The sequence below is a fragment of the Methylobacterium sp. Ger2507 genome, assembly GCF_055231875.1.
Genome location: NZ_JBUYVC010000001.1, coordinates 3,271,883 through 3,293,030, shown reverse-complemented (window position 1 = coordinate 3,293,030; position 21,148 = coordinate 3,271,883). Strand labels below are relative to the sequence as shown.

The window sequence follows — 21,148 nt, the reverse complement described above, 5'->3', positions numbered from 1 at the left end:
GCGGCCGGCCGCGGATCGGGCGGTCCGCGCGAGGCTTCAGGAGCCCTCCCCCGCCACCTCGATGCGGGCCTTGAGGATCTCGATGAGGGACCGGTCGCGGCGCTCGGCCAGGATCTCGAGCGAGCGGCCGGCGGCCTCGGCCTCGATCCCGTCCACGATCCGGTTCTTGACCGCCTCCGTCAGGCTCGGGGTGCCGAGGCTGGCCCAGCGCCGCTCCTGGCTCGGGCCGAGATGGTCGAGATAGTGGCGGATGCCGCCCGCCCCGCCGCCCAGGTGATAGGTCATGTGCGGGCCCATCGCGGCCCAGCGCAGGCCGGGACCGTTGCACAGGGCGGCATCGATGTCGGCGACGCTCGCCACGCCCTCGGCCACGAGGTTCACCGCCTCCCGGTACAGGGCCGAGGCGAGGCGGTTGGCGATGTGGCCCGGCATCTCGCGGTCGAGGATCACGGGCCGGCGCCCGAGGCGGGCATAGAAGGCCGCGGCCCGCGCCGCCACCGCGGGCGTGCCGGCGACGATCTCCACCAGCGGCACGAGGTGGGGCGGGTGGAACGGATGCGCCACCAGGATCCGCTCCGGCCGGACGCAATCGGCCACGAGGGCGCTGCGCAGCATCGCCGAGGTGCTCGACGCCACGAGGATCGAGGGCGGCAGCAGGCGATCGACCTCCGCCAGCAGGGTGCGCTTCACCGCCTCGTTCTCCGGCGCGTTCTCCTGCACGTAGTCCGTGCCGGCGAGGGCGTCCTCCGGGCGGCCGTAGAATTGCAGCGCGCCCTGCCCGCGCAAGCCCAGCTCGGCCAGCTGCGCGCGCGCCGCCTCGATCGCCCGGCCGGCGCTCGCCTCGAACCCGGGCGCGGGATCGCAGGCCGCCACATCGAGGCCGTGAGCCAGGAACAGGGCGGCCCAGCTGGCACCCAGGGTGCCGCAGCCCAGCACGGTGACCCGGCCGATTTCATCCGTTTCAAGGCCCGCCAAAACTCTCCCTCCCGGCGCTTTACATTCGAATCCAGAATACGCTTAACTCAAGACTGTACCGACCGTTTTCACGGCGGACAAAGCGGGCGCCACGACCCGCGACCGGAGGACACCGATGTTCAAGCGCCACGCGACGACGCGCGCAGCCCTGTTCGTTCTCGCGACCCTGGGGGCTCTCGGCAGCGCCCGGGCCGACGACGTGGTGCGCCTCGGCAACCTGAAGTTCGCCCATTACGGGGCGATCTCCTACATGAAGGAGATCGCCCCGAAATACGGCCTGAAGATCGACGAGAAGGTCTTCGCCAAGGGAGCCGACATCTACCCCGCCATGGCGGTGGACCAGATCGACATCTCGGCCTCGGGCGCCGATGGCGCGGTGGCGGCGCGCGGCAACGGCGTGAAGCTCTACGTGGTGGCGGGTTTCGCCAATGGCGGCGTCCGCATCCTGCGCCGGCCCGACCTCGACACGGTCAAGACCCTGAAGGACGTGAAGGGCCTCAAGGTCGCCACCGTGCGGGGCGGCACCCAGGACCTGATGCTGCTGGCCGAGCTCGACAAGCACGGAATGACCTGGTCCGAGCGGGCCGGCAAGGACGTGCAGCTGATCTACTTCAACAACTACGCCGACCTGAACCAGGCGCTCGCGCAGAAATACGTCGACGTGATCTGCCAGAGCGAGCCCCAATCGACCCAGGCCATCAGCGCGGGCTACGCCACCGAGGTGGTCAAGCCCTACGACACCCCCATCGGCGTGCCGGTGCGCCCGCTGGTGATGACCGAGAAGATGTACAACGAGCGGCCCGAGGTCGCCGCCAGGGTCCTCAAGCTGTTCGTGGCCGCCACCAAGGCCTTCATCGACGATCCGGCGCTCGCCGAGAAGTACGTCCGTGAAACGGTGTTCAAGGGCCAGCTCTCGAGCCAGGATTTTCGCGATGGCATGGCCAACGCGAAGTACACCTACGACGTGCCGGCCGGGCACATGCAGACCACGACCGACTACATGATGAAGTACGGCCTCGGGAAGATGGTGAACCCGCCGAAATCCGACGCCGAGTGGGTGAAGACCGACCTCCTCGACAAGGCCAAGGCCGAGCTCAAGACGAACTGAGCGGACCATGAACCGGTTTCGCGGCGCTCTCGTCCCCCTCGTCCTCCTCGTCCTGTGGGAGATCCTCAGCCGGGCCGGCGTGTTCTCCCCGATCGTCCTGCCGCCGCCGAGCGCGGTGGCGGTGAAGTGGTACCAGGGCCTCCTGCCCGGCCTGCCCTACGATCCGGCGACGGAGAGCTACGGGCAGTGGCTGGTCTCCGGCGAGATGCCGCACGACGCGGTGGCGAGCCTCGCGCGCGTCCTCATGGGCTTCTGCGTCGGCGCCGGGCTCGCGGTGCCGGTCGGGCTCATCCTCGGCACCAGCGACCGGCTCTATGGGCTGTTCAACCCGCTTCTCCAGATCCTGCGGCCGATTCCACCCATTGCCTACATCCCGCTGGCCATCGTGTGGTTCGGCCTCGGCAACCCGCCGGCCCTGTTCCTGATCGCGCTCGGGACCTTCTTCCCCGTGCTGGTCAACACCATCGCGGGCGTGCGGCAGGTGGATTCGATCTACATCCGCGCGGCCCGCAATCTCGGGGCGAAGCCCTGGACGATGTTCCGCCGGGTGATCCTGCCGGCGGCGAGCCCCTACGTGCTCGCAGGCATGCGTATCGGCATCGGCACCGCCTTCATCGTGGTCATCGTGGCCGAGATGATCGCGGTCTCGGACGGCCTCGGCTACCGCATCCTCGAGGCGCGCGAGTACATGTGGTCGGACAAGATCATCGGCGGCATGCTCACCATCGGCATCCTCGGGCTCATCATCGACGGGGCGATGTCGCGCCTCAACGACCACCTCCTGCGCTGGCATCGCGGCCTTGAACGCTGAACCGGGACGGCTGATCATGTCGGCGCAGATCGAGATCGCTCACGCCAGCAAGGTGTTCGGGACGGGCGCCGGCGCCGTGCCGGCGCTGGACGACATCACCGCGACGGTGCCGGAGGGGCAGTTCCTCTGCCTGCTCGGGCCGTCCGGCTGCGGCAAGTCCACCCTGCTCAACGCGGTGGCGGGCTTCATGCCCCTCAGCGCCGGGCAGATCCGCATGGGCGGGCGCCCGGTGACGGAGCCGGGCCCGGACCGGGGCATGGTCTTCCAGGAATACGCCCTGTTTCCCTGGATGAACGTGGAGGACAACGTCCGCTTCGGCCTCGACATCCAGGGCGTGCCGCGCGCCGACGCCACGGTGACGGTGGACCGCATCGTCGCCACCCTCGGCCTGTCGGATTTCCGCAAGCGCTACCCGAAGGACCTGTCCGGCGGCATGCGCCAGCGCGTGGCCATCGCCCGCATCCTGGCGCTGGACCCGCCCGTGATGCTGATGGACGAGCCGTTCGGGGCGCTGGACGCCCTGACCCGCCGCACCCTGCAGGACGAGCTGCTACGGATCTGGGCCGAGTTCCGCAAGACGGTGATCTTCGTCACCCACTCGATCGAGGAGGCGATCTATCTCGCCGACCGCATCCTGGTGATGACCTACCGGCCGGGCCGCATCAAGCGCGACCTCACGGTCGAGATCCCACGCCCGCGCGACACCGCCTCGGGCGAGTTCAACGCCCTCAAGCGCGAACTCGCCGGCCTGGTGATGGCCGAGCAGCAGCGCTTCACCAGCGCGGAGCTGCACGGGGCCGCGGTGGACTGAACCGCAACCCCCGCCGGTGGGACCCGGAACCGGGCTCGCCCGGTCGTCGCCCCGGCCTGATCAGGGCTGGATCCTGACGTTTCGATCCGCGTGTGATCCGCACCTCATCCGCGCGCCCGATGGGCCCGGCGCCTCGGCGCACCGCGACCTTTCGAATATCTGTCGGCCGACGCTCGGCGTCCCGTCCTTTCTTATGATAATCGTATTTCACTTGGAGATCTGATCAGATAAAAACCGCGAGGTAATCCTCTGCTAAGTGATTAAAATGCAGTCTAGTTTTTCTCGATCCCTGATGTGGTCGCCCACCATCGCCTTGTCATGGTTCTGGGGATTGGGGTTCTTCTATACTATTCATGTGACCCTGACCAATGGATGGCTTGGGTTCCTTGCGTTTGCACTGCCTAATGCGGGAGGGCTTTGCCTATTCGGGTGGATGCTCGGAGCGCCTCAGAGAAATCCCGCCAAGATCCTGGCCGATGTCGGGTCGCGATACGCGCTCCTGTTCCAATTGTGCCAACTGTTTGCCTTCGCCATCACAGTGTTCGGTTTCGCGTATTACGCGTGGATTCCGCTGTTCGGCACGCAGGCCGAACTCGGACTCTCCGTTCTGATCCTGGCCGCCTGCTCGATCGGACACGCGCTTCCGTTGCGGAGGCTCAAGACACTCCACGCGGCTTATCTGGTCATCGGGCTGATCGCCGCCGGCGTAGCCCTCGTGCGCTTCTGGCCGGCCTCGCAGGCCGCCAGCCTCCCGCTGTTCGCCCTCGACGATCGCTTCACCGGTCTCGTCGTCCCGACCCTCGTGGGTTTCCTGCTCGGACCGTGGATGGACGTGCAGCACTGGCAGCGGGCGGTGGAGATCCGGCGCGAAGGCGCGTCGATCCGGCTGGCCTATGGCGTCGGCGCGATCCTGTTCTTCGGTCTTCTGTCGATGAACGCCCTGCTGGCGGCGGCGGCGGGGTCGGCCGGCAGCATCGTGTCGGCCGACGGGATCACCGGATTGCAGCCGGCGGTCGCCCTCGCGATCGCTCGCGGCCACCTCGACGGAGTGGTCCTGCCCTTCGTGGTGTGGACCGTCATCGCGGCGGCCTCGACCTTCGACAGCTTCTACGGCGCGACGCGCTGGTTCATGACGGCGGTCACGGCGCGGAGTTCCTCCCCGCTGCTCGCCTTCATCCCGGCGGGCCTCATCGCCTCCCCGGTCTGGATCGTGTTCGCCGCGCTGGCGCTCGCCTTCGCGATGATCGCCGCCAACCTGTCGATGATGTACCTGATGCTCCCCTTCGCCACGCTCCTGGTCGGCGCTGCGGGCAGCCTCGTCGGCGAGACCCTTGGTGCCAGACGGCCCTACGATCCGGTGCTGAGCTACATGATCGGCCTGACCGCGGCGCTGATCTTCCTCGCGGGCTACGTCACGCCCGTTCCGGCCTTTCTGGCGATCGCGCCGCTGATCGGCCTGATCGGCGCGCTGCCGGCAATCCTGGATCTCTTCGGCTGGACCGCGCCCCAGCCCGTCGCCTCGGCGACCGACCCGAACGCCGTCCCGCAGGCGCCCGCCCCGATCGCCGCCCCCGTGGTGACGATGGCGCGCGAGGACGCGGTCATGTCGCACGGGTTCGACGGGCAATGGTTCGTGATGCGGATGATCCCGACCTACGACGACACCAATTCGGTCGGGAACGTCTATTTCGCCAACTACGTCCGCTGGGTCGGCAAGACGCGCGAGCTGTTCTTCAACATCTGCATGCCGCGGTTCGATCTGAAGACGACGAGCTTCTACGTCCTGACCAAGTCTTTCACCCACGATTTCCGGCGCGAGGCCGCGGAGTTCGAGCCCATCGTCGTCCGGTTGCGGATCGCCAACCACAATCGCAAGTTCGTTACTCTCGCCCACGAGATCCACAGCGAGCGGCACGGCCTTCTCGGCCGGGGCGAGCAGTCGCTGATGTTCGTGGACACGCAGCTGTTCCGGCCCCTGGATATCCCCCGCTCGATCGTCGAGGGCTTCCTGCCCTACTGGCCGAAATCCTCGCCTCATACGGTCCAGCCGCCGCAGGCCGCGGAGAGTGCGGCGATCGGGGGACGCTGAGCCGGGATCAGGCCGCGTGAGGCTGCCTCGGGCGGATCACCCGCAGCGCCGCCAGCGCCGCGGCCTCCTTCAGGGGCAGGGGCTTGCTGAACAGGTAGCCCTGGAGTTCGTGGCAGCCCTGCTGGGCCAGGCACAGGCGCTGCGCCTCGGTCTCCACGCCCTCGGCGGTGATCGTCATGTCGAGGCTCATCGCCAGGTCGACGATGGCCCGCACGATCGCGGCGCCGCTCTTCTCGTGCGGCAGGTCGCGCACGAAGCTCTGGTCGATCTTGATCTTGTCGAAGGCGATGCGGCGCAGGTAGCTCAGGCTCGAATAGCCCGTCCCGAAATCATCCAGCGAGAGCCGGACGTTCATCTCGCGCAGCTTGATCAAGGTGGTGTGGACGGCCGGCGTCGCCTCGAGGAACACCGATTCCGTCACCTCGAGTTCGAGGCAGCCGGCCGGAAGGCCGCTGTCCCGCAGGGCCGAGCGCACGATCAGGGTCAGGTCGGAGTGGCGGAACTGGATCGGCGACAGGTTGACGGCGATGTGGAGGCCCCGCGGCCAGTTCGCGGCGATCCGGCAGGCCTCCCGGATGATCCATTCCCCGATCGGGATGATCATGCCGGTCTCCTCCGCCAGGGGGATGAACTCGGCCGGGGAGACGAAGCCGCGGATCTGGTGCTTCCAGCGCAGCAGCGCCTCGAAGCCGTGGATCCGGCCGTCCGCCGCACTGACGATGGGCTGGAAGTAGAGGACGAACTCGTCGCGATCGAGCGCGCCGCGCAGATCCGCCGTCAGGGCGCGCCGGGCCTCGATGCGCTCGTCCATCTCGGCTTCGTAGAAGCGGTAGCCGTTGCGGCCCTCGTTCTTCATCCGGTAGAGTGCCAGGTCGGCGCGGTGCATGATCTCGCGGCGCCCATCCTTCGGGGCGACTGCGATGCCGATGCTGATGCCCACGCTGACGCAGATGCCCTCGATGTGGAACGGCAGGGCGATGGCCTCGACGATCCCGCTCGCCAGGGCCTCGAGGGCGTAGTCGTCGCGCAGGTGCGACCCCGTCGCCAGGATCGCGAACTCGTCTCCGGCCAGGCGCGCGAGGAGCACGTCGGGCGCGGCCCGGCGCAGCCGCTCGGCCATGGCGCGCAGCAGCGCGTCTCCGGTGGCGTGGCCGAAGGTATCGTTCACGCTCTTGAACTCGTCGAGATCGAGGGCCAGCACGGCGAACCGGTCGGCCTCCCCGAGGTCCGCGAGAAGGCTGTCGAGCTGCTGCTGGAACAGGACGCGGTTGGGGAGGTCGGTGAGGGAATCGTGCAGAGCCAGGTACGACAGCCGCTCCTCGGAGCGCCGCTTCTCGGTGACGTCTGAGCCGACGCCGCGGAAGCCCGCGAACTCGCCCTTCCGGCTGAAGGTCGGCTTGCCGCTCAAGGACCAGGTGCGCGCCTCGCCGGCGATGTCGATGGGGAGCAGGATGTTCCGGAACGCGCGGCGCTCCTCGATATGCTTCCACAGGCTCGCGCTCGGATGCCCGAACGGCGCGGCAAGCGAGGGCAGGAGCAGCCGTTCGAGCGGAAGGCCCTGGAGCTGGCGCTCGGAGGAGCCCGCGACCTCGATCAGGCGCGGGGACACGTATTGCAGGCGCAGGTCGGAATTGGTCTCCCAGAGCCAGTCGCTGGCGCTTTCCTCGAACTCGTTGAGCAGCAGGTGGGTGAATTCCTGCTGCCGTTCGAGATCGGCCTGCGCGATCACCCGCATCGTCACGAGACGGCTCAGGTGGATGATCGTCAGGCAGATGAACGCGGCATAGAAGGTGAGGAGAAGGCCGACATAGATGTAGAACTGCTCGCCCGTCATCACGAGGGCGACGAACGAACCGACGATGATCGGGCCGGAATACGCGATAGCGGCGCGGGGCAGGACCGCCGCGCTCATGCCGGTGGCGATGAGGCCGGCGCAGCTCGCCGCGATCAGCAGGCGGCCATCCGCGTCGGCCTTGCCGAACAGCATGACGGGGATCGAAGCCAGGAGGCACCCGTAGAGAAACGCCGCGAGCGTCACCCGGCGGACGAAGCGCAGATTCACCTCGGTCGGCTTGGCGCGCGAGCGCCAACGCCAGCACTGCTCCAGCGCACCGACGGCCAGCGGGAGGATGCAGGCTTCGAGCAGGGCCAGATAGGTACGCTCAGGCGAGTTCCAGTAAAGGTACACGATGACCTGCACGACGCTGAGGCTGACCAGCACCGTGAAGGGCACGAGGCGGAGGGCCACATCGATCTGCTCGAGACGAACGCGATCGCGCAGACTGGAATCCAGGGGTCCGCCCCGCCGATCCGTGTCGACCAGGAATGAAATCAACATCTCGAACGACACCGACGTCCCTTGCTGAGCGTCTGTAGACCTGGAACTAAAGGTGGAAACTCTTAATATGACCTGTAGCCGGGATTCTTCGACGATGGGCGAAACAGAAGGTTAACATAAAAATAATATCCTTCGGTGAACCATGCTATGATCCTCAAGTGTATTTTGAATATCGGAAATCGACGCAAATGGCGTGATCTTCCCGCATGATCGTTGGCTCCGGGCGGGCCGGACCATCCGGCCGTCGGGATACGGATCGCCCGACCCGTCATGTCTCCGATCCTCCTCGGTCGCCTCTCCGTGATCCCGCGCTCCGGAACGGGTCTAGATGCGCCCCGACGATCCCCGCACGACGAGGCGGCCGCTCAGGGTGACCTTGCGCACCGCTTCCGCCGGCGCCTTCAGCCGGTCGAACAGCAGCGCCATCGCCTGGGCGCCGATCTGCGCGACGGGCTGCTCGATCACCGTGAGTCCGGGCTCCACAAGGTCGGTCCAGGGGTCGTTGTCGAAGCCGGCGAGGCCGAGCCGGTCCGGCACCGCCAGGGCGAGCGCGCGCGCGGCCCGCACTGCTCCCATCAGCATCAGGCCGTTCGACAGGATCAGCGCATCGGGACGGTCCGGCTCGGTCAGCCAGCGGGTCAGCGTGGCTTCGGCCGCCTCCGCCGTGGGCGGCGCGACGCGCGCCAGGGGCTCGGCGCCGAGGCGCCGGATCGCCACCTCGTAGCCGGCCTGCCGCTCCTGCGCCGTGGAGCTCGTCGAGCCGAACAGGCCGCCGATCCGGCGATAGCCCCGGGCTCGAAGATGATCGACCAGGGTGCCGGTCGCGGCCGCGTTGTCGAGCACCACGCTGTCATAGGTGCCCGCGGGGCCGGTCCGGTCGATGAACACCACCGGCACGTCCAGGCTGTCGGCCTTGAGCGACTCGGCGGTGACGCGGGTGGGCGCGAAGATCACGCCGGTGACCCGCTCCTCCTCCATCAGGCGCAGGTACAGACGCTCGCGCTCGGGGTCCTCGTCGGTGTTGCACAGGATCACCCGCATGCCGGCGGCGTAGGCGGCATCCTCGACCGCACGGCTCACGGCCGTGAAGAAGGGATTGCGGATGTCGGCGACGATCAACCCGATGGTCTGCGTTGATTGTGAGCGCAGGCGCCGGGCCGAGAGGTTCGGGCGGTATCCGGTGGCTCGAACCGCGGCTTCGACTTGCTGGCGCAGGACGTCGCTGACCGGTCCCCGCCCCAGAGCCCGGGAGACCGTCGCCGTCGAGACACCGGCCGCGCGCGCCACGTCGCGAATACTGGCACTCATCGGGAAGAGAACGTTTTCAGCGTCATAGCGCCGTTCTGGCACCGGGATCCGTGATCGACAAGGGTCCGGGTTGCATTATTGCGCCGAATTCCGTTGACAGGATTTGTGAAAACGTTTTCATACAGCCAACAACTGCACCGGCAACGATGTTCACGGGAGGAGCACGCCATGCTCGCGCCGACGCCGACCCTTTCTCCGCGCCTGCTGATTCAGCTGGGTGCCGCGCCGGCCACCAAGGAAGCGGCGATCCGGGCTGCGGCCCAGCTCCTCATCGCATCCGGCTGCATCGAGGCGCCCTACGAAGCCAGCATGCTGCGGCGCGAGGGCGTGGCGAACACCTATCTGGGCCACGGCGTGGTCATCCCGCACGGCATGGTCGACGACCGTCACCACGTCCGCGACAGCGGGCTGGCGGTCCTGCAGGTTCCGGGCGGCATCGCGTGGCACGACGGCCAGGTCGCCCACCTCGTGGTCGCCATCGCGGCCCAGTCGGACACCCACATCACCATCCTGCGTCGCCTGACCCGGCTGATCCAGGACGAGGCGCGCCTCGCCGCCCTGCGCACCACCACCCGCAAGGAGGAGATCGTCGCGGCCCTCACCGAAGATGCGCCTGCGCCCGGTGCGGCCGGCCCGGCGGGCGACCTCAGGCAGCGCTTCGACTGGACCGTCGATTATCCCACCGGGCTCCATGCCCGCCCGGCCGCCCATTGGGTCGAGACGGCCCGCGCCTGCCCCGCCCGGATCCAGGTGCGCCACGGCGCCGAAGTCGCCGACGCCAAGAACCTGATCGCCCTGCTCCAGCTCGGCCTGCGCTGCGGCGACGCGGTGACGATCTCGTCGGAGGGGGACGACGAGGCCGGTGCCCTCGCCCGGATCTGCGCGGCGGTGACGGGCCTGAGCGCCGGGGAAAAGGCCGCCGCGCGGGCCGCTGCGGAAGCCGCCGCTCGTGCGGCCGGCCCGGTGGCCGGCTGGAATCCCGCCGACGCGCCGCGCGTGCTGGCGGGCATCGGCGCGAGCCCCGGTCTCACCATCGCGCCCATCCATGTGCTGAGCCAGGCGGAGGCCACCGTCCCGGACGTGCCCGAGCCCCTGACCTCCGGCGGCGACCGCCTGCACGCGGCCCTCGCCGCCACCGAGGGTCAGCTCCGGGCCCTGGCCGACGACACCGAGCGCCGCCTCGGCAAGGCGGATGCCGGCATTTTCCGGGCGCAAGGCGAGCTCATCGCCGACACGGACCTGATCACCCTGGCCTGCCAGCTGATGGTGGAGGGCCACGGGGTCGCATTCGCCTGGAACCAGGCGGTGGAGCGGATGGCCGGCCGGCTCTCGGCCCTGGGCAATCCCGTGCTCGCCGCCCGCGCGGCGGACCTGCGCGACGTCGGCCGGCGGGTCCTGGCGCAGATCGATCCGTCGCTCAGGAGCCGCCACGACCTGCCGGACGCGCCCTGCATCCTCATCGCTCCCGATCTCGCCCCGTCCGACACCGCCGGGCTCGACCCGTCCCGGGTCATCGGCCTCGCCACCGCCCAGGGCGGCCCGACCTCGCACACCGCGATCCTGGCCCGCACCCTGGGGATTCCCGCCATGGTGGCGGGCGGCCCCACCCTGCTCGCCCTGAAGAACCACACGCCCGCGATCCTCGACGGCGGCACCGGCCGGCTCTACCTCGACCCGAGCGCGGCCGACCTCGCCTCGGCCCGGGCCTGGGGTGCGCGCCAGCGCGCCAGGGCCGAGGCGGAGGCCCGCGAGCGGTCCCTGCCCGCGCGCACCCGCGACGGGCACACGGTCGCCATCGGGGCCAACGTCAACAATCCCGAACAGGTGCCCCTCGCCCTCGACCAGGGCGCCGAGGGCGTGGGCCTGATGCGCACCGAGTTCCTGTTTTTGGAGCGCGGCGACACGCCGACCGAGGACGACCAGTACGCCACCTATCGGGCGATGCTGGACGCCCTCGCCGGCCGGCCGCTGATCGTGCGCACCCTCGACATCGGCGGCGACAAGCAGGTGGCTCACCTGCACCTGCCGCGGGAGGAGAACCCGTTTCTCGGCGTGCGCGGCGCCCGGCTGCTCCTGCGCCGGCCCGACCTGATGGAGCCGCAGCTGCGCGCCCTGTACCGGGCGGCACGAGACGGCATTCCGGCCGGTGCGCCCACCGGCAGGGAGGCCCCGCTCTCCATCATGTTCCCGATGATCACCTCGGTGCCGGAGGTGCTCGCGCTCCGCGCCCACTGTGCGCGCATCCAGGCCGAACTCGAGGCGCCGGCCTTGCCGCTCGGGATCATGATCGAGGTGCCGGCCGCCGCGATCCAGGCCGACGCCCTGGCCCGGCACTGCGACTTCTTCTCGATCGGCACCAACGACCTGACGCAGTACGCCCTGGCCATCGACCGCCAGAACACCGAGCTCGCGCCGGAGGCCGATTCCCTGCATCCGGCGGTGCTGCGCCTGATCCACATGACCTGCGCGGGCGCGGCCCGGCACGGGCGCTGGGTCGGCGTCTGCGGGGGCATCGCCGGCGATCCGTTCGGCGCCGGCCTGCTCGCCGGCCTCGGCGTCCACGAGCTGTCGATGACCCCGCGCGACGTGGCCGCCGTGAAGGCCCGGCTGCGGGTGAGCGAGATCGGCGCCCTGCGGGCGCTGGCCGCCCGGGCCTGCGCCCAGGAGGACGCGGCCGCGGTCCGAGCCCTGGCTGCGCCCGACGAGGGAGAGCCCGCATGAGCCGCGTCGTCACCCTCACCCTCAACCCGGCCCTCGACAGGTCCGTGACCCTCGACGCCCTGCGGCCCGGGCACGTCCATCGGGCGCGCGGCACGCGCTCGGATGCGGCCGGAAAGGGCGTCAACGTCGCCGCCTGCCTCGCCGATTGGGGCGTGCCGGTGGCCGCCGCCGGCATCCTCGGCCAGGACAACGCCGCGCCGTTCCAGGCCCTGCTGGCGGCCAAGGGCATCGAGGATCGCTTCGTGCGCATCCCGGGCGAGACCCGGACCAACCTGAAGCTGTTCGACGCGGAGACCGGCGACACCACGGACCTCAACCTGCCGGGGCTCGCCGTCGATTCCGCCACCCTCGACCTCGTCCGGGCGCTGCTGCGCCGGGATGTGACATCCGACGCCCTGGTGGTGCTGGCCGGCAGCCTGCCGGGCGGCGTCGTGCCCGGGATCTACGCGGAGATCGCCGCCGAGCTGCGGCCGCGCGGCGCCCGCCTCGTCCTCGACGCGTCCGGCCCCGCCCTGGCGGCGGCCCTGGCGGCCCCGGCCGAAGCCCTGCCTTTCGCGGTCAAGCCCAACCGGCACGAACTCGAGGATTGGGTCGGGCGGCCGCTACCGACCCTGGCCGATGTGGTCGGGGCGGCCCGCGATCTGGTGGCGCGCGGCATCCCCCTGGTGGTGGTCTCGTTGGGGGCCGAGGGCGCGCTGTTCGCGGCGGCCGACGGCATGGTCCACGCCCATCCCCCGCCGACCCGGGTGACCAGCACGGTGGGGGCGGGCGACGCCCTCGTGGCCGGCCTCGTCGCCGGCCTCCATGCGGGCCTCGACCGGGTCGCGACCGCGCGCCTCGCCATGGCCTTCGCGGCCGGCAAGCTCGGCCTGGCCGGCGCCAACCTGCCCGCCCGCGAGACCGTCCTGGCGATCGCCAGGACGGTGCGGGTCGAATCGCTCGACGTCCCGGTCTGAAACCTCGGACTCCGGACCATGACACCGACGCACCCGCACAGCGGCGCGCGACGCAACGGGAGGAAGCCATGACGCAGGTGCTCGCAGTGGTGGGAGGTGGGGATCTCGGCCTGCACGCGGTGCTGGCCGGAGAGGCCCTGCGCAAGGCGGCCGGCCGGCGCAACCAGCCCCTCGACCTCGAGTTGCGCGGCAAGGGCGTCTCCGGCAACGCCCTGAGCGCCGACGCGATCGCGGGCGCCGACGCCGTCCTGCTGGTGGGCGACGGCGACCTCGACGAAGGCCGCTTCGGCGCCATGCGCCGCGCCCGGATTCGCATCGAGGACGTGCTCACCGACGCCCATGCGGTGCTCGACCGCTTCCTCGCCGGGTCGGGCGAGGCGGGTCCGCCGAAGGACGTGGCGCCGAAGGACGTGGCGCCGAAGGACGTGGCGCCGAAGGACGTGGCGCCGAAGGACGTGGCGCCGAAGGACGTGGCGCCGAAGGACGTGGCGCCGAAGGACGTGGCGCCGAAGGACGTGGCGCCGAAGGGGCGCCGGCGGATCGTCGCCATCACCTCCTGCCCCACCGGCATCGCCCATACCTTCATGGCCGCAGAGGGCATCCAGGCGGCGGCTCAGGCGCTCGGCCACGACGTTCGGATCGAGACGCAAGGGTCGGTCGGCGCCCGCGACACCCTCACGGCTGCCGAGATCGCTGCGGCCGACATCGTTCTGATCGCCGCCGATACCGGCGTCGACCGGAGTCGGTTCGCCGGCAAGAGGCTCTACGCCACCAACACCAAGGCGGCGATCCGCGACGGCAAGGGACTGCTCGCGACGGCGCTCGCCGAGGCGCAGCGCCAGCCCGATGCCGGAACCGCTACCGAGGCCGGCGGGTCGGCCCGGCCGGAACCGGAGGAGAAGAAGGCCGGGGCCTACAAGCACCTGATGACCGGTGTCTCGTTCATGCTGCCCTTCGTGGTGGCGGGCGGCCTGCTGATCGCCCTGGCCTTCGCCTTCGGCGGCATCGACGCGATGAAACCCGACCACGCCGGCAGCCTCGGCTTCGCCCTGGGCGATATCGGCGCCAAGGCGGCCTTCGCGCTGATCGTGCCGGTGCTGGCCGGCTACATCGCGTTCTCCATCGCGGACCGGCCCGGCATCGCGCCGGGCATGATCGGCGGCATGCTCGCCGCCAACCTGCAGGCCGGCTTCCTCGGCGGCATCGCGGCGGGCTTCATCGCCGGGACCACCACCGCCTTCCTCAACCGGCACATCCGCCTGCACAGGAACCTGGAGGGCCTGAAGCCCGTCCTGATCCTGCCGCTGCTGGCCACCACCGTCACCGGCCTGCTGATGATCTACGTCGTCGGCGTACCGGTGGCGGCGATCCTGGCGGCCCTCACCGACTGGCTGAGAAGCATGCAGGGGGCGAGCGCCCTGGTGCTCGGCCTGGTGCTCGGCGGGATGATGGCGGTGGATATGGGCGGCCCGGTCAACAAGGCCGCCTATGCCTCGGCCGCCGCCCTGATCGCATCGGGCATCACCGCGCCCATGGCCGCCGTGATGATCGGCGGCATGACGCCCCCGCTCGGAATCGCGCTCGCCACCCGGCTGTTCCCCGGCCGCTTCACCAAGGCCGAGCGCGAAGCCGGCGGCGCGGCGGCTGTGCTCGGAGCGGCCTTCATCACCGAGGGCGCGATCCCATTCGCCGCGGCGGACCCCCTTCGGGTGATTCCCTCCATGGTGGTGGGATCGGCGCTCGCCGGTGCCATCGCGATGAGCCTCGGGGTCGAGCTGAAGGTGCCGCATGGCGGCCTCTTCGTCCTGCCGATTCCCAACGCGGTGACCAACGTCCCCGGCGCGCTGATCGCCCTGGTGGTCGGAACCCTCGTCACCGGTCTGCTCGTCGGCCTGCTCAAGAAGCGCGCCGCCTGAGGCCGCCAGCGGCCCCGCACGGGGACCGGCGGCCAGCACCCTACCCGGCATCAAGACCGGCCACGCAAACACCACGCGATCGAAGGGGACACCGGATGAGCAAGGGATTGAGGGCTGCTGTCGTAAGCCTGGGCTTGATGACGCTGGGATCGGAGGCGCGGGCGCAGGCGGTGGAAGCGGTCGGGATCGGCGTGGCGGAGACGGTCCGGCGGCAGGTCCTGCGCCGTCCGCGGCGCCTGCCGCCCCGTCCGGGCGGCCAGGGCATCGCGGGGGCCCAGAGCGCGGCCGGTGCGGCGGACGCCCTGGGCCAGAGCGCGACGCCCCCCACCCTGCCCACGGGCGTGTTCGACCTCGGCCACGGCCTGACGCTCAGCGCCAACTACACCGGTCAGGCCGCCGCCAACCCGATCGGCGGCATCCGCCAGGGCGGCGCCTATGCCGGGCAGCTGTTCTTCGGCATCGACGCCGACCTGAACCGCCTCGCCGGCATCCGTGGCGGCGCCTTCCACATCGCCGTCACCAACCGCCACGGCGACAATCTCGCCGGCGACTTCATCGGCAACAACACCTCGGTGCAGGAGATCTACGGTGGCGGCCAGACCACTCGGCTCACCCTGCTCAGCTACGAGCAGAAGCTCTTCGACGATCGGCTCGTGATCGAGTTCGGCCGCCTGGTGGCCAACATCGCCTTCCTGAACTCACCGATCTACTGCAACTTCCAGTCGAATTCCGCCTGCGGTAACCCGACCTTCGTGTTCAAGACCTCGAACTTCACCTTCTGGCCGGTCTCCAGCTGGGGCGCCCACGCCAAGGCCTGGCTCACCGACCGGGTCTTCGTCCATGCCGGCGTCTACGAGGTCAATCCCCGCCATCAGCAGCCCGGCGACAATGGTCTCGACCTCTCGACCCGCGGCGCCACCGGGGCGATCCTGCCGGTCGAGCTCGGCTATTCCACCACCTTCGCCAACGACCCCCTGCCGCGCAACTACGGCATCGGCGGCTGGTACGACGCCTCCGACTATGCCGACCCGGTGCGCGACATCACCGGCCAGCGCGCGGTCCTGACGGGGCTCGCCCCGGCCAGCCGCTTCGGGCGCTCGGGCGTCTATGCCCGCTTCGACCAGATGGTCTGGCGTCCCGATCCCAGCGCCATCCAGGGCCTGACCCTGTTCGGCGTCGCCATGGCGGGCACCTCCGGGCGCCTCGTCGAGGATTACTTCCTGGAGATCGGCGCTCTCCAGACCGGCACCTTCGCGGGCCGCCCCTTCGACACCCTGGGCTTCGTCATCAACACCCAGCGCTTCTCGCCCCTGGCCCTCTCGAACATCACGGCCGCGCAGAACGCCCTCGGCCTCGACCGGTCGATTCCCCGACAGCAGATCATGATGGAGCTCAACTACGGCATCCAGGTCACCCCGGCGATCCGCCTGACCCCGAACCTTCAGTACATCATCAACCCGGACCAGACTCGCTTCCCGGCCTACACCCGGAACATCCCCGACGCCCTCGTGGTCGGCGCCAAGCTGTCGGTCGATCTCTTCACCCTCGCGGGGCTGGCGCCGGGACCGGTGTCGAACTGAGGGCGCCTGCCTCCGGCCTCGCCGCGAGGATCGATCGGCTGCCGGTTTCACCCACACCCGGTCCGGGTGCGATAATGAGACCGGCGATGTCCGAGGCCGCGCGGCAGCTTCGAACGCGCGTTGTGGCCGCGGATCGCCGCGACAGGCTCACTCCGCAGACCCTTCCCACGCTCAGGCTCGACGTTTCGGTTCGAACGAAAAAGCGTTGTTCTCGTCGGCGAGCACCTGCCGTCACCGCTGGAACGAGGTCGTGTGGTCTGGGCTGGGCTCGCCTGCAATGATCAGCGCAGCGAGCGTGAGTCGGACAATCCTACATCGTCCGCCACGACGCGATGGGCATCCTCGCCGTCCGGGACCCCTACCAGCCAGCTGGCGGCGGCGTACGGCCGGAGGCCGGCAGCGCGTCGGTCAGGAAGCGCGCGCGATCCGAGCCCCCCGAGGCCGTCGGCCGGGGAACCACGGATACGGTCTGCGCGGCCGGAGCCGGAGCGGGCTGCGCGAGGTAGGACTGGCCTGCCGGGGCCGGTGGCAGCGTCACCAGAGTGCGACTGCTGTTGACTGCAACCGAGGGCGGGCCCGGAACTGGGGTCGGCGCAGCGATGGCAGGGGCGACCGGGGCCAGGGTGGCCACGGGCTCGGCGGCCAAGGGCTCGGCGGCCGGTCTCGGCCGTACGATCCGGGGACGCGTGGCACGGGCCACAGCTTCGGTGGACACCCCAAGGCGGATGCGCGTGAGGTCGGCCAGGAGCGTCTCGGCGGCCATCGGCCTGCGGCCGCAATGCTGCACGCGGAGCGAGACCGCGACCGGCCCGCGCAGGGCGGCACGGCCGAGTTCTACCCGCTGAAGGTCGTCGATCCACTGCCAAGCATAGGCGCAGCGTTGGCTCACGGCGACCCCGATGGGTCCGTAGGCGTTGCGCATGGGCTGGCGGACGATGCGGTAGGAGGACCCGTCTTCCAGACTTCCGAGTTCGGCCGCGATTCCGGCGCGGCTTGGCTTGGCCATGGCCGGATCGTCCCACACCCGGCCCGACGCGATGGTGAGATCCACCCGGCCGCGGGATTGTCCGTACACGATGCGCTGCCGCAGGCTCGCGCTCGAGCGCGTCTCCTCGACGGACTCGATGGCGCCGCTGTTCGGAACGAAGACCAGGGGCTGGTTGCCGGCGGACCCCGTGGAGGCGAAGGCCGTCTCGAATCGGGGGGCGGTACGGCTCGTCTTCGCGGTCTGGCAAGCCCCGAGCAGGCTCAGGCCGAGGGCGAGGCCGGTCATCCGGAGCAGCGTGTTCCGGAAGGGCACCTGCGGCCGGCCGGAGGAGAACTTCGGTCCGTTCATCGATCCAGTCCTGGATTTCGCTGGCCGCTCCGTTCGGTGCTGGCGGTATCGAACGGACCGAAGCGGTCGCCGTCCCGGGGCTGCACCGACCGGGGCGAGCCGGTCTGCGCAAGAATGCCACCCTCAGCTTGCGCGAGGGTGCCCACAGGCGGGGCCGGCGGTCCTGCCTGAAGGCTCGCCCGAGCGAGGCCGTTCCATCCCGGCAGCAGGGTGAAGCCGTAGCGCTCGTAGGGCATGGCCCCGACGCCCACGACGCGGCGGGCGATCAGGGGCTGCGGCCCGCGCACCTCACGCAAGTATTCCGAGTCCCGCGCACGCGGCGTGAGAGAGGCGCCCTCGCCGAAGCGCAGGGGGTTCTCAGCCGCGACCGTAATCGGAAATTCCCCACGCTGGACGGCCAGGGGTCGGACCGGCGCGGTGGCGACGGCCGGCTTCGGCACCATCACGCGCGACGGGGCGGGGGGCGCCGCCTGCTGCGGAACGGCCGGGGCCGGGCCGCACGGGCCGGTGTCGCGCGCCTGCGGATCGGGCTCGGCGAAGACGAGTCCGACCACCTTCGGGAACAGGCCGTCGTACCGGTTCACGGTTTCCAGGTAGTCCCGCGTGCGCTTGAGGCGCGACAGGCTGAGGGCGTAGCCGAGCACGGCGGATTCGCGCGGCCGCCAGCTGACGGCCCTCTGGAACCAGTCCGCGGCGGCGTCGAACTGGCAGGCATTGTAGGCGTACCAGCCGAGCGCCTGCGCGCCTTCGGGAGCGCTCGTGGCAAGGACGACCTTGGCAAACCGGTCGAGGCGCTCGGTCTCGACCGGCGAGGCGGGGCCTTCGCCCAGGCGCCGCTCCATCATGTCGACGTAGAGGGAAAGGTTCGTCACCGAGGCGGTGCGCCAGGCGAAGGCGACCTCCTCCGCCTCGCGATCCTGTCCCATCTCGCGCAGCGACAGGGCAAGGCCCGTCGCCACCGCGGCATCGCCGCCGCGGGCCAGGGCCGTCTTGAACCAGTCGAGGGCCTCGCGGAACTGGCGTCGGTGGTAAGCGTACCAGCCGAGCAGCGCGATCTGCGCGGGCTCGCCCACGCGGCGGGCTTGTTCGCCGAGGGCGGCCAGATCGGCCGGCTCGATGCGTCCGGCCGGCTGCCCGTGCAGGACCGCCGCGATGCGGGCCCGGGTCACGTCCTGATGGATGGACCGGAACTCGTCCGTGCCCTCGGTGCCGGGGCTCCGCATGGCCAGGAGCGGCTCGACGGCGGCCATCGGCATCGCCGCCATGGCCTTCTGCACCGTGGCGAGGCGCAGGCCGGGATCGGCCTGCTCCTTCAACAGGGTACCGTACAGGGCGGAGGCCGAAGCGATGTCGCCGGTCCGCGCATAGGCTTCGGCCAGCGTCCAGGCGATGTCGATGTCGAGGTTCTGGATGCCCTCCTGGGTGGCCTTCACCCGGGCGATGAGGTCGTCCCAGGATCCGTCCCGGGCGGCCGCCCGCGCGGCGCTGCGCAGGGTGCCGCGGTTGAGCTTGCGCGCGAGATCCTCCGACGGTTGCCAGCCGGGATCCACCGATTGGCGGACGCTGATCGCCGTGCGCAGCTCATCGAAGCGGCCGGCCGTGAAGAGGTCCCACATCGGGGCCTCCTCGGGCGGGCTCGGCTTCAGGGTGTCGAGATCGGCCGGGACGGTCCAGTTCGGATGGCGCCGCCGCAGCCGCGCGATCTCGGCCTGGACGCGCTCGCCCTGGCGCTGGGCGGCGTAGTAGCGAAGGGCGCTCTCGTCGATGATCTCGGCGCCGCCCGCGTTCTGCGGCGTGTCGAGGATGACCGGCGCGCGCCGTTCGTTGAGTTGAAGCACCCCCGTGCGGACGGGGGCCTGCTGCGCCAAACCGGGGCCGACCCAGGCGAGACCGCCCGCGAGGGCGAGGAGGAGCGGCGCCGTGCCGGGTCGCAGGTTCAGCGGCCGAGGCATGAGCGGTACCTCATGTTGGTGGCCGTCAGGGCCAGAAGGTGGAGCGTGGCGGGATAGTAGTTCTCGTTCGGGGCCGGGTCCGCCAGCCCGCCAGGCAGCGGCGTGCCGGAGACGGCGCAGGCGGCCAAGGCCGGGATCGCCGCGTAGCCGGGCTCCGCCATGCGTCCCGCGACGGTGTCGCTCGCGGTGTCGATGATCGGCAGCCCGGCGGGATCCGGCTCGGCCCAGAGCTTCAACAGGGGCTCGTAGTAGTTCCGCTCCGTGATGCCCGCCATGGCAAGGTAGAGGGGGAGCCGCACCGCGTTGTAGGAGAAGTGCGGCGGGAAGCCGGCGGCCGGTTGAGGCTGGCCCCCGCGCATCGAGATCCATTCGGTCGGCAGCTGGGCCGCACCAAAGCGGGCGCGCAGGGTGAGTTCCTGGCCCACGGCGCTGAGGCGGCTCCACTCGAACTCCGGCGCTACGCCGGCGAGCCGTGGGAAGGCCGGGAAGACCCAGTAGGACAGGTTGATCACCGGACCGTCGTTCCGGTCCTCGGCCGAGAAGCCGCTCATGGCGGGCAGCAGCAGGGGCAAGCCCTCGTTACGGAACAGGACCGTTCGCCGGGCGATGTCCACGGCGATGCGCCGGCTGGCGAGGCGATAGCCCTCGTCCGACCAGCCTTCGGCGGCCTCGGCGAGGGCCCAGGCCACGAGGATGTCGCCGTCCGTGGCGTCGTTCATGTCGGCGACGGCGGGCCGCTTGTCCGGCTCCCAGCGCCAGGCCAGCAGGGCGTCGTCGCGGACCATCAGGTTCGCGCGGGTCCAGTTCCAGATTCGCTGGAAGGCGTCGCGGTCGCCCGCCGCCACCGCGAGCAGCATGCCGTAGCCCTGCCCTTCGCTGTGACTGATGCGGCCGTTGCCCGTGTCGACGACCCGGCCCTGGTCCGTGACGAAGCGGGCCTTGTAGCTGCGCCAGCCCGGCGTGTTCCCGAGGCTGTTCAGCATCGGAAGCACCTCGGCCGGCCAAGCCCCGCTTTGTTGACGCCCCTTTTGCCGAGCCCCGCCTTGCTGGGGGGCGCCTTGCTGGGGACCGCCCTGCTGAGGAGCGCTTTGCTGGGGACCGCCTTGCCCGACGGGCTTGGCATCGGTGGTCTGGACCTCACCGGGCCGCGCTTCGTAGGGCCTCGTTTCGATGGGTTTGGCGTCGCCCGCTCCGGCTTCGCCCGTCTTCGTCCCGAAAGGGATGGCGGGGCCCTGCGCGGCCGCCGG

At 70.4% G+C, this 21,148-nt stretch carries 14 protein-coding genes; 8 read left to right on the top strand and 6 right to left on the bottom strand.

Annotation, left to right across the window (positions count from 1 at the left end; genetic code table 11):
- Nucleotides 1-36: 36 nt before the first annotated feature.
- Nucleotides 37-975 (bottom strand): 3-hydroxyacyl-CoA dehydrogenase NAD-binding domain-containing protein, encoded by a 939-nt coding sequence (locus tag ACV7NL_RS15220; protein ID WP_463356106.1) that lies wholly within the window; start codon nucleotides 973-975, stop codon nucleotides 37-39.
- Between the two features lie 115 nt (nucleotides 976-1,090).
- On the opposite strand from ACV7NL_RS15220, the gene ACV7NL_RS15215 reads away from it, so the two are divergent.
- From ACV7NL_RS15215 to ACV7NL_RS15200, 4 genes are all read left to right on the top strand, one after another.
- A complete protein-coding gene (locus tag ACV7NL_RS15215) occupies nucleotides 1,091-2,083 on the top strand; it encodes an ABC transporter substrate-binding protein (protein ID WP_082503726.1) in 993 nt (330 codons plus the stop codon).
- Nucleotides 2,084-2,090: 7 nt separating this feature from the next.
- The gene (locus ACV7NL_RS15210) at nucleotides 2,091-2,894 is read left to right on the top strand and encodes an ABC transporter permease (RefSeq protein ID WP_056190629.1); all 804 of its coding nucleotides are present in this window, start codon (nucleotides 2,091-2,093) and stop codon (nucleotides 2,892-2,894) included.
- 16 nt (nucleotides 2,895-2,910) lie between these two features.
- Nucleotides 2,911-3,705 carry an ABC transporter ATP-binding protein gene (locus ACV7NL_RS15205; RefSeq protein WP_463356105.1) on the top strand — a complete coding sequence of 265 codons (795 nt, stop codon included), beginning with the start codon at nucleotides 2,911-2,913 and terminating at the stop codon, nucleotides 3,703-3,705.
- A gap of 433 nt (nucleotides 3,706-4,138) precedes the next feature.
- Nucleotides 4,139-5,794: an acyl-CoA thioesterase gene (locus tag ACV7NL_RS15200; protein ID WP_463356104.1), complete on the top strand. Its 1,656-nt coding sequence runs from the start codon at nucleotides 4,139-4,141 to the stop codon at nucleotides 5,792-5,794.
- A 7-nt stretch (nucleotides 5,795-5,801) separates the two neighbouring features.
- Here ACV7NL_RS15200 and ACV7NL_RS15195 read toward each other — a convergent pair whose 3' ends face one another.
- Both ACV7NL_RS15195 and ACV7NL_RS15190 read right to left on the bottom strand, forming a co-directional pair.
- On the bottom strand, nucleotides 5,802-8,132 hold the full coding sequence (locus ACV7NL_RS15195; RefSeq protein ID WP_463356103.1) for a putative bifunctional diguanylate cyclase/phosphodiesterase: 2,331 nt from the start codon (nucleotides 8,130-8,132) through the stop codon (nucleotides 5,802-5,804).
- 324 nt (nucleotides 8,133-8,456) lie between these two features.
- Nucleotides 8,457-9,440, bottom strand: a complete 984-nt coding sequence (locus ACV7NL_RS15190; protein WP_463356102.1) for a LacI family DNA-binding transcriptional regulator — start codon at nucleotides 9,438-9,440, stop codon at nucleotides 8,457-8,459.
- Nucleotides 9,441-9,608: 168 nt separating this feature from the next.
- Here ACV7NL_RS15190 and ptsP point away from each other — a divergent pair, with 168 nt between their 5' ends.
- The 4 genes from ptsP to ACV7NL_RS15170 all read left to right on the top strand — a co-directional run bounded on the left by ptsP (nucleotide 9,609) and on the right by ACV7NL_RS15170 (nucleotide 16,613).
- The gene (ptsP, locus tag ACV7NL_RS15185) at nucleotides 9,609-12,161 is read left to right on the top strand and encodes a phosphoenolpyruvate--protein phosphotransferase (protein ID WP_463356101.1); all 2,553 of its coding nucleotides are present in this window, start codon (nucleotides 9,609-9,611) and stop codon (nucleotides 12,159-12,161) included.
- Nucleotides 12,158-13,117 carry a 1-phosphofructokinase gene (pfkB, locus tag ACV7NL_RS15180; RefSeq protein ID WP_463356100.1) on the top strand — a complete coding sequence of 320 codons (960 nt, stop codon included), beginning with the start codon at nucleotides 12,158-12,160 and terminating at the stop codon, nucleotides 13,115-13,117. Before ptsP ends, pfkB begins: the two co-directional genes overlap by 4 nt.
- Before the next feature lie 68 nt (nucleotides 13,118-13,185).
- Nucleotides 13,186-15,033, top strand: coding sequence for a fructose-specific PTS transporter subunit EIIC (locus ACV7NL_RS15175; RefSeq protein ID WP_463356099.1), 1,848 nt, complete (start codon nucleotides 13,186-13,188; stop codon nucleotides 15,031-15,033).
- 137 nt (nucleotides 15,034-15,170) lie between these two features.
- The gene (locus ACV7NL_RS15170; protein ID WP_463356098.1) at nucleotides 15,171-16,613 is read left to right on the top strand and encodes a carbohydrate porin; all 1,443 of its coding nucleotides are present in this window, start codon (nucleotides 15,171-15,173) and stop codon (nucleotides 16,611-16,613) included.
- 358 nt (nucleotides 16,614-16,971) lie between these two features.
- Here ACV7NL_RS15170 and bcsN read toward each other — a convergent pair whose 3' ends face one another.
- From bcsN to ACV7NL_RS15155, 3 genes are read right to left on the bottom strand one after another with little or no spacing between them, the layout of a single operon-like run.
- On the bottom strand, nucleotides 16,972-17,949 hold the full coding sequence (bcsN, locus tag ACV7NL_RS15165; RefSeq protein WP_247636506.1) for a cellulose biosynthesis protein BcsN: 978 nt from the start codon (nucleotides 17,947-17,949) through the stop codon (nucleotides 16,972-16,974).
- Nucleotides 17,946-19,901, bottom strand: coding sequence for a hypothetical protein (locus ACV7NL_RS15160; protein WP_463356097.1), 1,956 nt, complete (start codon nucleotides 19,899-19,901; stop codon nucleotides 17,946-17,948). The genes bcsN and ACV7NL_RS15160 overlap by 4 nt, the downstream gene beginning before the upstream one ends.
- Nucleotides 19,886-20,884: a glycosyl hydrolase family 8 gene (locus ACV7NL_RS15155; protein WP_156375993.1), complete on the bottom strand. Its 999-nt coding sequence runs from the start codon at nucleotides 20,882-20,884 to the stop codon at nucleotides 19,886-19,888. Before ACV7NL_RS15155 ends, ACV7NL_RS15160 begins: the two co-directional genes overlap by 16 nt.
- Nucleotides 20,885-21,148 lie beyond the last annotated feature (264 nt).

Excerpts from the sequence above, each read along its gene's own strand:
- ACV7NL_RS15215 (WP_082503726.1), top strand. The coding sequence starts at position 1,091 with ATGTTCAAGCGCCACGCGACGACGCGCGCAGCCCTGTTCGTTCTCGCG.
- ACV7NL_RS15210 (WP_056190629.1), top strand. The coding sequence starts at position 2,091 with ATGAACCGGTTTCGCGGCGCTCTCGTCCCCCTCGTCCTCCTCGTCCTG.
- ACV7NL_RS15205 (WP_463356105.1), top strand. The coding sequence starts at position 2,911 with ATGTCGGCGCAGATCGAGATCGCTCACGCCAGCAAGGTGTTCGGGACG.
- ACV7NL_RS15200 (WP_463356104.1), top strand. The coding sequence starts at position 4,139 with ATGCTCGGAGCGCCTCAGAGAAATCCCGCCAAGATCCTGGCCGATGTC.
- ACV7NL_RS15195 (WP_463356103.1), bottom strand. The coding sequence starts at position 8,132 with ATGTTGATTTCATTCCTGGTCGACACGGATCGGCGGGGCGGACCCCTG.
- ACV7NL_RS15190 (WP_463356102.1), bottom strand. The coding sequence starts at position 9,440 with ATGAGTGCCAGTATTCGCGACGTGGCGCGCGCGGCCGGTGTCTCGACG.
- ptsP (WP_463356101.1), top strand. The coding sequence starts at position 9,609 with ATGCTCGCGCCGACGCCGACCCTTTCTCCGCGCCTGCTGATTCAGCTG.
- pfkB (WP_463356100.1), top strand. The coding sequence starts at position 12,158 with ATGAGCCGCGTCGTCACCCTCACCCTCAACCCGGCCCTCGACAGGTCC.
- ACV7NL_RS15175 (WP_463356099.1), top strand. The coding sequence starts at position 13,186 with ATGACGCAGGTGCTCGCAGTGGTGGGAGGTGGGGATCTCGGCCTGCAC.
- ACV7NL_RS15170 (WP_463356098.1), top strand. The coding sequence starts at position 15,171 with ATGACGCTGGGATCGGAGGCGCGGGCGCAGGCGGTGGAAGCGGTCGGG.
- bcsN (WP_247636506.1), bottom strand. The coding sequence starts at position 17,949 with ATGAACGGACCGAAGTTCTCCTCCGGCCGGCCGCAGGTGCCCTTCCGG.
- ACV7NL_RS15160 (WP_463356097.1), bottom strand. The coding sequence starts at position 19,901 with ATGCCTCGGCCGCTGAACCTGCGACCCGGCACGGCGCCGCTCCTCCTC.
- ACV7NL_RS15155 (WP_156375993.1), bottom strand. The coding sequence starts at position 20,884 with ATGCTGAACAGCCTCGGGAACACGCCGGGCTGGCGCAGCTACAAGGCC.